Origin of the sequence: Nesterenkonia rhizosphaerae, from assembly GCF_039544555.1 — a bacterium.
Taxonomy (GTDB): domain Bacteria; phylum Actinomycetota; class Actinomycetes; order Actinomycetales; family Micrococcaceae; genus Nesterenkonia; species Nesterenkonia rhizosphaerae.
Map to the genome: position 1 here is coordinate 507,228 of NZ_BAABLW010000007.1, position 12,819 is coordinate 520,046.

The following is a 12,819-nucleotide window of genomic DNA, read 5'->3' on the forward strand; positions in this document are numbered from 1 at the left end:
GCGCTATAGTTCATTACCGTTTGCGCAGTAACCCTAGTGAATGTCATTCGGAACAGAAGAGGTGTGCCCTCCATGGCTGATGACCAGCCACAGTCCGCCCCGCGCCCACAGCGGAGCCGTCAGATCAGTCAGGAAGCGGTACGCGCGGGAAGGCGCGCTGGCGAAGCGCTGCAACGGTTGGACCTCTATCATCAGCCCAGCTACCCGCATGACATCCACCCGGCGCTGGTGCCTGGAATCGGAATCGACGAGCAGCGGAAGCAGTACGGCCTGGACAAGGTCATATTCACCGTTGCTGGACTGCTGACCGCCCTCTTTGTTCTCTGGGGTGTGCTCAATCCGCAGAGTGTGGCTGATGTAGCAGGCGCCGCCTACACCTGGACCATGACCCATGCCGGTTGGCTTTTTAACGCCGTGGCGCTGGTGGTGCTGGTCTTCCTGCTGGTGCTTGCGTTCTCGCCCTACGGCAAAATTCCGCTGGGCAAAGACGGCGAGCAGCCCGAATACTCAACGTTCGCGTGGGTATCGATGCTCTTCGCCGCCGGGATCGGCATCGGGGTGTTCTTCTTCGGGCCCTCCGAGCCGCTGACCTACTTCCACACCCCGCCGCCGCTGACCCATGAGGCAGAGAGCGTCGCAGCCATGCACGGTTCCATGGCTCAGACCTACTACCACTGGGGCTTTCATGCCTGGGCCATGTACGCCCTGGTCGGCGGCGCCGTAGCTTATGCCGCCTACCGGCGCGGACGCGTTCCGCTGATGTCTTCGATCTTCCGAACCCTCTTCGGACGCCGCCACTCCGAGGGCTTTGCCGGTCAGCTGGTAGACATATTCGCGATCATCGCTACGCTCTTCGGCACCGCCGCCGCACTGGGCATTGCCGCTATGCAGGTCGGCCAGGGCGTCACCATCGTGGCGGGATTGGATGAACTCAGCAATACCGTGCTGGTGGCCATTGTGGCCGTGCTCAGCGTCGGCTTCATCATCTCCGCAGTCTCCGGTGTGTCCCGCGGAATCCGGTATCTCTCCAGTATCAACATCGTGCTGACCATGGGCGTCATCCTCCTGGTCTTCCTGCTGGGTCCCACACTGTTTCTGCTGAATCTGCTGCCCTCGGCCATGATGGAGTACTTCGGAACGCTCTTTGAGATGATGGGCCGCTCCGCATCTTGGGGACAGGAGACCCTGGACTTCCAGTCGGCCTGGACTGTGTACTACTGGGCCTGGTGGATCTCATGGTGCCCGTTCGTAGGCATCTTCATAGCCCGCATCTCCCGTGGGCGAAGCATCCGTCAGTTCATCCTGGGGACCATCCTGGTGCCGTCTTCACTGCTGTTCATCGCTTACGGAATTATGGGCGGGACGTCTATGTGGATGTACCGCGAAGGAGCAGAGGGATTCAGCGCCGATATGGCGCCGCCGGAAGTGCTATTTACGATCATCGACAACCTCCCCTATATGGAGTGGCTGCCGGTATTGGTGATGATCACTCTGGCGATCTTCTTCATCACCTCTGCTGATTCCGCCTCTGTAGTGATGGGCATTCTCTCGACTCGAGGTGATCAGAACCCGAGCCGGTTCGTCGTCGTCTTCTGGGGCGTGATCATGGGAGGCATTGCCGTGGTCATGCTCTCCATAGGCGGTGCCACAGCGCTGCAGGGCCTGCAGTCGCTGGTGATTGTCACCGCGCTGCCGTTTGCGGTGATTATGATCCTGATCATCATCGCCTGGTTGCGCGATCTGCGCACTGATCCTCGAGCACTGCGTGAGCAGTACGCAGAGAAGGCGATCTCCGATGCAGTGGTCGAAGGTGTGGATCGCTACGGCGACGATTTTGCACTGCAGGTGGTTCCCACCGAGCCCGGTGAGGGTGCTGGCAGTGAAATCGACTCAGAGCACGCTGACTACACCGAGTGGTATCAGCGCACCGACGAGCACGGTCAGCCGGTGGAGTATGACTTTGAAACTGGCGAATGGGGAGACGGCTGGGATCCCGCCACCGGTGAGATCACCACGGTGGATGCCCAAGTGCTCACCGAGGAGGAGCCGAAGACAAGCAACGACGGCGCCCGGTAATCGGCTCAGAGAGCCAGCCGATAGCCCCGCTTGACCACGGTTTGGACTACGGCTGAGTCGGGCAGGGCCTGCCTCAGCCGGGAAACCCACATTTCCAGGCCGTGCGAAGAACCGCAGTGCGGCAGCAGCCAGAGCAGGTCCTCCCGTGAGATGACCGCGCCCTGGGCTTTGGTCAGGGCGCGCATGACAGACATCGGACCCGGTGCCAGCGCTACGGGGCCGTGGCCGGGCAGATGCACGGTGTTGCCGATGATCTCCACCTCGCCAGCGGGCATCGGGACGCGCAGGTACTGGTCATCCTCGATGACCTCTGGTACAGGTTCTGCCATGCCCTACCCTCCCTGTCATGCTTGAGCTTCAGGGTAGGGCGGTAGCGTTTCTGCCTATTGTCAGGAATGTAAACCGAGGATGTCTTATCTCTCACATACCGGAATCAGCGGCAATAAATCACTGGTTCAGCCCTGATGACGGGCAATGAAGAACAAGCGCCGGAAGCTCAGGATGGTGCCTAGCTTCGTCTTGGGATATGCCCTGCGCAGTGCGGCTTTGTACTGGCGGGTGAACTCTTCCCGGGGTCCTTCTGGAAGCGCCTCCAGCACCGGGCGGGCAGCTGCAGAGGAAATCCACGTGAAGACTGGATCTTCGCCATGGAGTACGTGGTGGTACCGGGTCTCCCAGCCTTCCACCTCCCAGCCCTCTGCCGCGACGTCGAGCATATAGTCGCTGACCTCTGCGGTGGGTTGCAGCATGGTGTGTGGGTCGATGAACTGCCGGTATGGTTCGGACGCGGCAAGTTCAGCCAGCAGCCGGTGGCTGGGCGCGGAGAAGTTGCCGGGGACCTGTACTGCCAGTGTGCCCCCGGGGGCCACATTGGCCTGAATCTGCGGCAGCAGATCTCGGTGCTCGGGGATCCACTGCAGAGCAGCGTTGGAGACGATGAGATCTGCCGGCTCATCCAGCTGAAAATCCCTGATATCTGCTTGCTGGTAGCTGATGCGAGGGTCAGCGGAGGTGGATTCCTGAGCCCGCTGGAGCATTTCCGGGCTGGAGTCGATGCCGATAATCTCCGCTTCCGGCCAGAACTCCCGCAGCACCGGCATGCTGTTGCCTGGTCCGCAGCCCAGATCCACAATGCGCCGCGGATCGTATGCGCGGGCGTGAGTGAGCAGGTCGATGAAGGGCTGGGTGCGCTCTGAAGCAAATGTCAGGTAACGCTCCGGATTCCACGGGGCACTGGAAAGGGTACTGGGCATGAGCTTGATTCTAGGGGCGCTGGTCACTGCACTCCCAGGGCGCCGACATGAAACGCAACCTTCTGCGCTGGTCCCTGCGATGACGTCATGAGCGCGTAATTATTGCGAACGATTTGCAGTTGAGTGGATGGGTTGATGATAATGATTCGCATGAACGGAAAAATGAGCACTCTCACCTCCCTGGCCCTGGTTTCTGCACTGGCTCTTTCAGCCTGTGCGAATGGGGATGGTCAGGAAGAACCCACTGATGAGCCCACTGCCGGCGCGGAAGCCTCTGCTGAAGGCGCTGCCGCGGATGCCGCTGAAGACGGCGGAGAAGATGAAGAGCAGGTCGAGCCCTCAGACCGACCCACTCACGAGGCCGGTGGCCCATCGCCGCGGCTGGCTGTCACCTACGACGGCGGCGTGAGCGTCATCGACGGCGCTACCCTCGAAGTCCTGGGAGACTTCAGCGCCCAGGGCTTTGTGCGCGTCAACCCGGCAGGGGATGGCCGCCATGTTTTCCTCGCTGAAGGCGACAGTTTCCGGCTGCTGGACGCTGGAACATGGGGAGAGCCGCATGGCGATCACAACCACTACTACACCACCGACCCGCTGCTGACAGATATCGCTGTCGACGGCGACACCCCCGCCCATGTGGTGGCCCATCACGGTATCGGTGTGCTGTTCTTCGATGGAACAGGCGAATATCACTGGTTCGATATCGCAGACCTCGACGCTGAGTCCGAGATCGAAACCGAAAGCGCGGCCACAGAGGGTGTACACCACGGCGTGGCGGTCGTGATGGAGGACGGCACCCGCTTCGAAACGCTGGAGGATCGCAGCGGAGCACGCGTACTCGATGCTGAAGGCGAAGAGCTCGCTCGCGCTGAAAACTGCCCCGGCGTCCACGGAGAGGCCGCCGGACCAGACCCGATCATCGCCGTCGGCTGTGAGGATGGTGCGCTGATCTGGGACGGCAGCGAGTTCCAGAAGATCGACGGCGGAGCGGAATACGCCCGTAGCGGCAACCTCTTCCCGGCTGAGGGTTCCCCGATCTTCCTGGCCGACTACCGCACAGACCAGGACGTGCCGATGACCGAGGTGGCGCTGATCAACGCCGAGACCCTTGAGCTGACCACTGCAGACATCGGTGCCGCCTACAACTTCCGCTCCTTGGCCCGCGGGCCCGAGGGTGAGGCACTGGTGCTGGCCGAGGACGGTCAGCTGCACGTGATCGATGCTGAGACCGGCGAGCGCATCGATCAGGTGCAGATCATGGACGAGTGGACTGAACCAGAGGAGTGGCAGCAGCCGCGTCCGGCGATCCGGGTGATCGGCGATATCGCCTACATCACTGAACCTGAGGCGCAGACCATCCACATGGTGGACCTGACCTCCCTGGAGATCATCCACTCCGCAGAGCTGGATTTTGTCCCCAATGAGATCGCTGCCGCTGATGGTCGCCCCGCTCACGGCGCTCAGGAGGGCGAGCACGACCATGGCGACCACGATCACGGCGATCATGACCACGGTGACGAGGACCACGATCATGACCACGACCACGACCACGACGACGAGGATGAGCACGACCACTGATCCTCGATAGACCTCCGCTTCATGGTGCGAAGTGGGATAGGGCGGCCCGGCCGAGCTCCTGTGGAGTTCTGCCGGGCCGTTTCCCATGCCCTGGGCGCATCTGGGCCTAGAATCGGCCAGTGATCTCTTCATCCCGGGCAGTGACGCTGATGCTGCTGGGAAGCCTTGCCATGGCCTCCTCTGCGGCGCTGATCTCCTTCATCGACGCTGAACCGATGAGTACAGCGGCCTGGCGCTGTCTGCTGGCAGTGCCGATGCTTGCCCCCTTTATGCTCTGGGAGCTGCGGAGGGTGGACCGGGCGCAAGCCTTGCCAGCGCGCACTCTTCTCGGTGCTGCCGTAGGTGGGATCGCCATTGGTATCGACTACAGCTTCTACAACACCTCGATCCTGCTGATCGGTGCTGGCATCGCCACGGTGCTGATTAATATCCAGATCATCGTGCTGCCGCTTTTCAGCTGGGTCTTCGAAGGAGTCCGTCCCCCAGCTCGACTGGCGGTCATCGTCCCGCTGATGATGCTCGGAGTGGCGCTGACTGCCGGGGCCTTCGGGGAGGCTGTGCTCAGCTGGGCCGGTGTCCTGGCAGGTCTGGCGGCAGGTGCCTGCTACGCGATCTACTTAGCGATCATCCGCCGCACGGCACCACCGACACTGCGACCAGCCCCGTTTACCGTGCTGAGCATTGTGTGCCTCTGCGCAGGATTGACCACGCTGACCGGAGCCACTGCGACCGGACGTCTCGAGGTGCCCGAGACTGTTATCTCCTGGGGCTGGTTCCTGGCGCTGGCCTTTATCGGCCAGGTGGTGGTCTACCTGTGCTTCAACATCGCCATGACCGCCCTGCCGGAGACTGTTGCCAGCGCACTGATGCTCACCGGGCCGATCTTCGCCGTCGGGCTCGGGGTTCTGCTCTTCAGTGAGATCCCGAGCCTCTGGCAGCTGCTGGGCTGTGCGCTCATCATCGCCGGTGCCTGGTGGGCTGCTACTGCACGACGACGCCGGCCGAGCTGAGCCTGACTCCGAGCCTGCCCGTGAGTCTGAGCTCGGTCACACCCTTCAGAAGCGCCGCAGCCGCAGCGAATTGCCCACCACGCTCAAAGAGCTCAGCACCATGGCTGCGCCTGCGAGCATCGGATTCAGCAGTCCCAGAGCGGCCAGCGGAATCGCGGCCGTGTTGTAGAGGAAAGCCCAGAACAGATTCTCCCGGATTGTGCGCAGAGTCCGTCGAGACAGTCGCACCGCATCACCGACGCTACGCAGGTCTCCTCGTATGACGGTGATATCGGCGGCCTCCATGGCCACATCGGTGCCGGTGCCCATCGCGATGCCCAGATCGGCCTGAGCCAGCGCCGCGGCGTCGTTGACACCATCACCCACCATGGCCACCGTCCGGCCCTGACCCTGGAGACGGGCTACGGCGTCGACCTTGTCCTGAGGCAGTGCCTCGGCGATGACCTCATCAATACCAACCTCTGCGGCTACCTGCTGAGCAGCACCATAGTTGTCTCCGGTGAGCAGTACCGGCTGCATTCCTAGGGCCTTGAGCTGCTGCACCGCCTGGGCGGAGGTTTCCTTCACCGTATCGGCAGCGATGAGCACCCCGGCGAACTCTCCGTCCACCGCTACCAGCACCGGCGTGCTCCCCAGGGTCTCGGCGCGTTCAAGCAGACCATCGACCTCTCCAGGCAAAGCGACACCGAAGCTGTCCATGAACCTCCGTCGACCAATAAGCACCCGGTGTCCCTCCACGCGACCGCTGACGCCGTGGCCCTGGTGATTGGTGAAGTCCTCCGGTACCGGCAGGGTACCCTGCCGGGAACCCAAGGATTCGCGTGCAGCATTGGTCACCGCACGGGCCACAGGGTGCTCGGAGCCTGACTCCAGGGCACCGGCAAGACGCAGCAGCGCGTCGTCGTTCCACTGGCCTGCGGCATGCAGTGCGGTCAGCTGCATGGCACCGGTGGTGACAGTGCCAGTCTTATCCAGGATCACGGTGGTGATGCCGCGGGAACTCTCCAGGACCTCCGGTCCCTTGATGAGGATGCCCAGCTGAGCACCGCGCCCGGTTCCCACCAACAGAGCCGTGGGCGTGGCCAGGCCCAGCGCGCAGGGGCAAGCAATGATCAACACCGCGACGGAGGCGGTAAAGGCTGCTTCAGCCGGAGCGCCGCTGAGCAGCCAGAGCCCCAGAGTGAGGGCGGCAATGGCCAGCACCACCGGGACAAAGACCCCGGAGATCTTGTCGGCGAGGCGCTGGACGCCGGCTTTGCCGGACTGGGCTTGTTCCACCAGCTGGGCCATCTGAGCGAGCTGGGTATCACCGCCCACCCGGGTCGCTCGCACTACCAGTCGGCCGGAGGTATTGACGGTGGCACCCACCACGGTGTCACCTTCGGCTACTTCAACCGGAACAGACTCCCCGGTCAGCATGGACATATCTACGGCGGAGGCGCCAGTGACCACGGTGCCGTCGGTGGCGATTTTCTCTCCGGGACGGACCAGGAATTCGTCATCTACGCGGAGCTGACTGACCGGGACGCGCTGTTCCTGGCCATCCTTGAGTATGGTGACATCCTTTGCGCCCATATTCAGCAGGGAGCGCAGAGCAGCCCCGGCGCGAGCTTTGGAGCGCTTCTCGAGGTACCGGCCCAGGAGTAGGAAGGTGGTGACTGCGGTGGCCACTTCAAAGTAGACATTGCCGGCACCATGAGAATGGCCGGAGAGCCAGTAAGGCTCCTGGAAGAGTTCAAAAGCGTGGCGCATGTGAGGATCCCCGGCTTGGCCGAAGATCAGCGCGTAGAGCGACCAGGCCAGCGCTGCGAGGGTGCCCAGGGAGATGAGGGTGTCCATCGTGGCGGTGCCGCGCACGGCATTCAGTGCAGCCGAGCGGTGGAAGGGCCAACCGGCCCACAGCACCACGGGCAGGCCCAGGCCCAGAGAGACCCAGGTCCAATAATCGAACTGGGTGGCCGGCACCATGGCCCAGATCAGCACCGGCAGGCTCAGTGCCGCAGCCACGATCAGCCTGTTGCGCAGGGACTTCAGATCCCTATCGGCGAGCCCCGGTGCGCTGTCGTTCTCCGGGGTGGGAGGGAGTTCGGCGCGGTAGCCGGTCTTCTCCACGGTGGCGATAAGGTCATCGACCAGCTTGTGTCGGTCCGCGACGTTCTCGGCGGTGACCCACGCTTTCTCGGTGGCGTAGTTGACGCTGGCGGCGACACCCTCGAGTGCGTTGAGCTTCTTCTCCACGCGGTTGGCGCAGGCGGCGCAGGTCATCCCGCCGATCTGGAGTTCGACTCGTTCCTGGGCTGTGTCAGTGTTCAGTGATGGGGTCACGGGGTCCCCTCGAGGCGAGCTGGGGAGGCCGAGTAGCCGGCCTCATCCACTGCGGCGATCACTGCCTCGTCGGTCACTGTGGCGTCATCCTGCACCGTGATGGTCAGGGAGCCGGCAGCGGAGCTGACCTGGATATCGGCCACGCCCGCGAGTTGGCTCACTTCTTGGGTGACTGCCGATTCACAGTGGCCGCAGGACATCCCGGTCACGGTGTAGATGCGTGTTTCGGCCATGGTGTCCTCCTGGAGAGTGGCGGGATGCGTCCCGATGCGGATCGTATGCTGTTTAATATACCCCCATGGGGTATTTGTGTATACCCTGGATGAGGCACCGAATCAGGAGGACACCATGTGCGCAGCAGAATCCCAGATTGGCCCGGCGGAAACTTCCTTTCCCGACGACGCCACATCCGGTCATGGCTACATGAGCGAGAAGGCGAAGTACCTGGCGCGGATGCGCCGGATCGAAGGGCAGGCCCGCGGCATCCACCGGATGATCGACGAAGACACCTATTGCATCGATATCCTCACCCAGATCAGCGCGATGACCTCGGCCCTGGAGAATCTGGCGCTGGGGCTGCTTGATGATCACCTCAAGCACTGCGTGAGCCATGCCATCAACAGCGGTGGTGACGATGCTCAGGAGAAGATCCGCGAGGCATCGGCTGCGATCCAGCGCCTCGTGAAGTCCTAGTGGCCGTCCTGGCCTGCTGTGAGTGAAGCCGTGGAGACAAAGCGCAACTCGATGTCTGAGAGGTACCTGTTGGGCAGGACCGCGGTCATGATCCTGCCGCCATCGAGTGGGAGACCAAGGCCCAGTGCCACTGACCCCACATCAACGGCGAGTCCGGTGGCTGCTGAGCCGTCGACGATCACCCCGGGGTACGGGTAGGCCTCGGAGACCTCATGGATAGCCGGGGCCGGTGCTCCACCGGGGCAGTAGTGCGGCTGCCAGTTCAGGATTGCCTGCAGGATGTGTTCCCGTAAGAGCTCGGGCAGTGTTTTCGCCAACCGCGGGTATGGTGTCCAATGCGTTTCAACAGCATTCCAGAGTCCGGGGTAGTGGGCACGGTCATTCTGTTTGCGCAGCCAGGCAGGTAGCGCTGCTAACAGTTGCTCGGGGGCATCCTCCAGGGTGCCCGGTGGTGGGGCCCCTGGTGCTGCAGGGGGAGCCACCGCGGGATCCAGCTTGTGATCCGCACCAGGTAGTCGCAGCGTGTAGCTGCGTGAAAACGTCACCGCGAGGTGTCCTGCCATGTGCTGTTCCACCACATGGCAGGGTCCCCAGTCCTCTAAGTGAGGCTGAGGTTCCAGGCCGGCCACGGCTATCCCCAGCTCCAGTGCTCTGGCTCGCACCTCCGCCACGGGGTCTGGGGATGAATGGTCGACGAGGCCTTCGAATCTCATTCCCTGAGTCTCCAGGGGTGCCGCGGGCGGGTCAAGGGGTGCATATGTCGGGACAGTGGCCGTTCCCGGGCACGGCTATAGCGGCAGGTGTGTGCCCTGGGAGCTGTTCTGCAGCACCTCGTGGAGCACCTCGTGGAGTGCTTGGGCAGCGTGGACATAATTACCCGGATCTGGCCCAGCAAAGGTCAGCCTCAGATATGGGGCTGTGGGTTCGGCGGGGAAGAGCTCATGTCCTGGCACCACGCTGACCCCCGCCCGCTGTAGACCTGCGACGACGGCGGCCAGATCCGCGGCCTCAGGAAGCCTCGCCCATAAATGCAGCCCACCGCGAGGGAGATGGTCCAGTTGCACCAGGGGTGCGTTCTCGGCAAGGGCCTGTGCCAGCAGATCCCGGCGCGCTCCCAGCTGCTGAGACATGCTGCGTAGATGTGTCCGCCAAGCCGAGCTGGTGACCACCTCCAGTGCAGCGGCCTGCAGCACCGCACTGACAAAGACCGACTCAGATTGAGTGACATGCAACAGCCGTTCACGGGCCGGCCCGCGGGCGATCACCGCACCGACCCGTACGGCAGGGGAGACGCTCTTGGTCAACGAACGCAGATACACCACATGTCCGCCGTCGTCCTGGGCTGCCAGCGGTCGCGGGTGGGCGTCAATGGCAAAGTCATGTGCCCAGTCATCCTCGATCACGAACGCCCCGTGACGTTGTACGGTGCTGAGGACCTGTTCGCGCAGCGGCTGGGACCACAGGGCGCCGTGCGGGTTGGCGAAGCTGGGTTGGGCGTAGAACGCACGGGCGCCGGTCTGCGTGAAAGCCCGGTCCAGGGCCTCAGGGTCTGGCCCCTCGGCTGAGCTAGGCACCGGCACGAGCTGCACATTGGCCTGAGTGGCCGCGAGAATGGCGCCCCAGTATGTGGGCGACTCGATCAGCAGTGGTTTTCCCGGTCCTACTAGGGCTCGAAAGGCGGCGCTTAACCCGCTCTGGCTACCAGCAAGGATGATGACGTCCCCGGCAGTGGGGGCGCTGACTCCGGGTGCTGTCTGGGCGGCTAGCTCAGAAGCGAACCATGCGCGCAGGTCTGCAAGACCTACTGCCGAAGGCCAGCTCAGCGTGGCCCGGCTGCGGGCGGCGCGAGCAAAGGCCGAGCGGACCAGCCGTTCGGGGAGGAGGCTCGGATCAGGGAACCCGGAACCGAGGTCGTAGGTATCTCCGGAAGCGATGCGCAGCGCTGACGCCAGCTGGGGCGAGGCGGCGTTGCGCGGCCCCAGAGCGGCAGTCTGCCAGGAGTAATCATGGGGTCGCGGAGCCCGGGAGGCGCGGACGAATGTGCCCACCCCAGGGCGGGTCTCCACCAGTCCCAGACTTGCCAGGCTTCGCAGCGCCTTCTGCACGGTGACCGGACTGGCCCCGTATTCAGTCACCAGGCTGCGGCTGCTGGGCAACTGAGTGCCCGTAGGAGCAGACTCGATCCATTGCCTCAGTCCCTGGACAATTCGGCTACTGCTATCCTGTTGCATGGAAATCAAGAGTAGCGCTACTGCTTATTCTGGGCCACCGTTACCGGCCGTGGACGCAGCACCCGGCCGATATTCGACCTCCCGTGCTGGCTGGGCCTGGGGGCTGTTGGGGGTGGCTGCTTTTTCACTCACGGTACCGCTGACCCGCATAGCAGTGGGCGAGGGTGCGCTCTCACCGCTTTTTGTCGGAGCAGGCCGCGCGGTGTTGGCCGCCGTGCTGGCTGCCGCGGCCCTGGCACTCACTGGGCAGTCATGGCCAAGAGGGCAACAGTGGCTGCGCCTGTTGATTGTCACCGGAGGCATCGTGCTCTGTTTTCCGCTCCTGACCTCCTATGCTCTGACGACGGCGTCAGCAAGCCACGCCGCGGTCGTGATCGCCTTACTCCCGGCAGCCACTGCTGTGGTTGCGGTACTGCGCGGCAGGGAACGGCCGCCAGTGCTGTTCTGGCTGGTCACCGGCGTCGGTGCAGCAGCGGCAGTGATATTCGCTGCGCTGTCCGGCGGCGGCATGGGCAGTCTGCAGTGGGCAGATCTGCTGTTGTTTACGGCCGTGATCGGTGCAGCCTTCGGCTATGCCGAAGGCGGGTTGCTGGCCCGGGAGCTCGGCGCATGGCAAACCATCTCCTGGGCCCTAGTTCTGGGGCTGCCGCTCATGCTGACCCTGACAGCTGTGGCCTGGTTTCAGCAGCCCCCGGTTGCCGGGACCCTCCAGTGGGGAGCGTTTCTCTACCTGGGCGTGGTTTCGATGTTCCTCGGATTCTTCGCCTGGTACCGCGGACTGGGCATCGGCTCGATGGCCAAAGTCAGTCAGATCCAACTCATTCAGCCGGTGCTGACTCTGTTGTGGGCTGCGCTGCTGTTGGGAGAACAGCTGGCGCTGGCCACAGTGGCCGGGGGAGTCGCCGTCGTGCTTTGCGCTGGTGCTGCGATAAGGGTGCGGATGGCCCCGGCGCGCAGTCCGCATGATGGAAAAGTCCGGGGCAAGTCCTCATCAGTTCAGGAAGCGAAGTAGGTTCAAGAAGTGCAGTTGCTGTCTCTGATGCTCTTTGTCATCGCCGGTGCCGGAACCCCCGGGCCCAATAACACCATTGTGATGGCCTCCGGTGCTGGTTTCGGATTCCGCCGGACGCTGCCGGCCATCATCGGGATCAATATCGGGTTCCCGGTCATGATGATCCTGGTAGGGCTCGGTTTAGGTCAGGTGCTGAACCAGTGGCCGGTGGTCCTGGACGTGCTGCGGCCCATCGGCGTGGCGTATCTGCTGTGGCTTGCCTTTAAGATCGCCACCGGACCCACTGATGTGGAGTCTCGCCGCGAAGGCCGACCGCCGGGGCTCATTCAGATGGCGCTGTTCCAGTTCGTCAATCCCAAGGCCTGGACCCTGGCAGTGGCGGCCCTGGCCACCTTCACCGGTTTCTGGGAGTCCTTCTTAGCCGAAGTGCTGGTGATTGCAGGCTTCGCTCTGGTCTTCAGCACCCCGTGCACCATCGCCTGGACCCTGTTGGGAGTAGGGGCGGGACGTTTCATCTCCTCGGCACGGCATATGCGGATCTTCAATCTGGTCATGTCGGGTCTGCTGGTGATCTCGTTGATTCCCGCTTTCCAAGAGATCTGGTCCTCATTGCAGCCGTTGCTGGGTTGAAGCTTCTCCCT

The 12,819-nt window shown here is 63.2% G+C and carries 12 protein-coding genes; 6 read left to right on the top strand and 6 right to left on the bottom strand.

Annotated features, from left to right (window positions below):
* Window positions 1–72 precede the first annotated feature (72 nt).
* A complete protein-coding gene (locus ABEA23_RS08020) occupies window positions 73–2,076 on the top strand; it encodes a BCCT family transporter (protein WP_345477536.1) in 2,004 nt (667 codons plus the stop codon).
* A 5-nt stretch (window positions 2,077–2,081) separates the two neighbouring features.
* On the opposite strand, the gene ABEA23_RS08025 is transcribed toward ABEA23_RS08020, so the two are convergent.
* Together ABEA23_RS08025 and ABEA23_RS08030 are read right to left on the bottom strand one after the other, a co-directional pair.
* On the bottom strand, window positions 2,082–2,405 hold the full coding sequence (locus ABEA23_RS08025; protein WP_260072518.1) for a winged helix-turn-helix domain-containing protein: 324 nt from the start codon (window positions 2,403–2,405) through the stop codon (window positions 2,082–2,084).
* Window positions 2,406–2,531: 126 nt separating this feature from the next.
* Window positions 2,532–3,329 (bottom strand): methyltransferase domain-containing protein, encoded by a 798-nt coding sequence (locus ABEA23_RS08030; protein ID WP_345477537.1) that lies wholly within the window; start codon window positions 3,327–3,329, stop codon window positions 2,532–2,534.
* A 162-nt stretch (window positions 3,330–3,491) separates the two neighbouring features.
* On the opposite strand from ABEA23_RS08030, the gene ABEA23_RS08035 reads away from it, so the two are divergent.
* Both ABEA23_RS08035 and ABEA23_RS08040 read left to right on the top strand, forming a co-directional pair.
* Window positions 3,492–4,907, top strand: a complete 1,416-nt coding sequence (locus ABEA23_RS08035) for a hypothetical protein (protein ID WP_345477538.1) — start codon at window positions 3,492–3,494, stop codon at window positions 4,905–4,907.
* A 119-nt stretch (window positions 4,908–5,026) separates the two neighbouring features.
* Window positions 5,027–5,917: a DMT family transporter gene (locus ABEA23_RS08040; RefSeq protein WP_345477539.1), complete on the top strand. Its 891-nt coding sequence runs from the start codon at window positions 5,027–5,029 to the stop codon at window positions 5,915–5,917.
* A 45-nt stretch (window positions 5,918–5,962) separates the two neighbouring features.
* Here ABEA23_RS08040 and ABEA23_RS08045 read toward each other — a convergent pair whose 3' ends face one another.
* Both ABEA23_RS08045 and ABEA23_RS08050 read right to left on the bottom strand, forming a co-directional pair.
* A complete protein-coding gene (locus ABEA23_RS08045) occupies window positions 5,963–8,242 on the bottom strand; it encodes a heavy metal translocating P-type ATPase (protein WP_345477540.1) in 2,280 nt (759 codons plus the stop codon).
* The gene (locus ABEA23_RS08050) at window positions 8,239–8,475 is read right to left on the bottom strand and encodes a heavy-metal-associated domain-containing protein (protein ID WP_345477541.1); all 237 of its coding nucleotides are present in this window, start codon (window positions 8,473–8,475) and stop codon (window positions 8,239–8,241) included. Before ABEA23_RS08050 ends, ABEA23_RS08045 begins: the two co-directional genes overlap by 4 nt.
* A gap of 190 nt (window positions 8,476–8,665) precedes the next feature.
* Here ABEA23_RS08050 and ABEA23_RS08055 point away from each other — a divergent pair, with 190 nt between their 5' ends.
* Window positions 8,666–8,935, top strand: a complete 270-nt coding sequence (locus ABEA23_RS08055; RefSeq protein ID WP_345478648.1) for a metal-sensitive transcriptional regulator — start codon at window positions 8,666–8,668, stop codon at window positions 8,933–8,935.
* On the opposite strand, the gene ABEA23_RS08060 is transcribed toward ABEA23_RS08055, so the two are convergent.
* Together ABEA23_RS08060 and ABEA23_RS08065 are read right to left on the bottom strand one after the other, a co-directional pair.
* Window positions 8,932–9,648 (bottom strand): hypothetical protein, encoded by a 717-nt coding sequence (locus ABEA23_RS08060; protein ID WP_345477542.1) that lies wholly within the window; start codon window positions 9,646–9,648, stop codon window positions 8,932–8,934. The two genes, ABEA23_RS08055 and ABEA23_RS08060, sit on opposite strands and share 4 nt — an antisense overlap.
* 75 nt (window positions 9,649–9,723) lie before the next feature.
* Complete coding sequence (locus tag ABEA23_RS08065; protein ID WP_345477543.1) at window positions 9,724–11,166, bottom strand: aminotransferase-like domain-containing protein; 1,443 nt, start codon at window positions 11,164–11,166, stop codon at window positions 9,724–9,726.
* Here ABEA23_RS08065 and ABEA23_RS08070 point away from each other — a divergent pair.
* Together ABEA23_RS08070 and ABEA23_RS08075 are read left to right on the top strand one after the other, a co-directional pair.
* On the top strand, window positions 11,165–12,178 hold the full coding sequence (locus tag ABEA23_RS08070; RefSeq protein WP_425577144.1) for a DMT family transporter: 1,014 nt from the start codon (window positions 11,165–11,167) through the stop codon (window positions 12,176–12,178). The genes ABEA23_RS08065 and ABEA23_RS08070 overlap by 2 nt on opposite strands.
* A 9-nt stretch (window positions 12,179–12,187) precedes the next feature.
* Window positions 12,188–12,808, top strand: coding sequence for a LysE family translocator (locus ABEA23_RS08075; protein WP_345477545.1), 621 nt, complete (start codon window positions 12,188–12,190; stop codon window positions 12,806–12,808).
* The last annotated feature ends 11 nt before the right edge of the window (window positions 12,809–12,819 follow it).

Excerpts from the sequence above, each read along its gene's own strand:
- ABEA23_RS08025 (WP_260072518.1), bottom strand. The coding sequence starts at position 2,405 with ATGGCAGAACCTGTACCAGAGGTCATCGAGGATGACCAGTACCTGCGC.
- ABEA23_RS08030 (WP_345477537.1), bottom strand. The coding sequence starts at position 3,329 with ATGCCCAGTACCCTTTCCAGTGCCCCGTGGAATCCGGAGCGTTACCTG.
- ABEA23_RS08035 (WP_345477538.1), top strand. The coding sequence starts at position 3,492 with ATGAGCACTCTCACCTCCCTGGCCCTGGTTTCTGCACTGGCTCTTTCA.
- ABEA23_RS08055 (WP_345478648.1), top strand. The coding sequence starts at position 8,666 with ATGAGCGAGAAGGCGAAGTACCTGGCGCGGATGCGCCGGATCGAAGGG.
- ABEA23_RS08065 (WP_345477543.1), bottom strand. The coding sequence starts at position 11,166 with ATGCAACAGGATAGCAGTAGCCGAATTGTCCAGGGACTGAGGCAATGG.
- ABEA23_RS08060 (WP_345477542.1), bottom strand. The coding sequence starts at position 9,648 with ATGAGATTCGAAGGCCTCGTCGACCATTCATCCCCAGACCCCGTGGCG.
- ABEA23_RS08020 (WP_345477536.1), top strand. The coding sequence starts at position 73 with ATGGCTGATGACCAGCCACAGTCCGCCCCGCGCCCACAGCGGAGCCGT.
- ABEA23_RS08050 (WP_345477541.1), bottom strand. The coding sequence starts at position 8,475 with ATGGCCGAAACACGCATCTACACCGTGACCGGGATGTCCTGCGGCCAC.
- ABEA23_RS08070 (WP_425577144.1), top strand. The coding sequence starts at position 11,165 with ATGGAAATCAAGAGTAGCGCTACTGCTTATTCTGGGCCACCGTTACCG.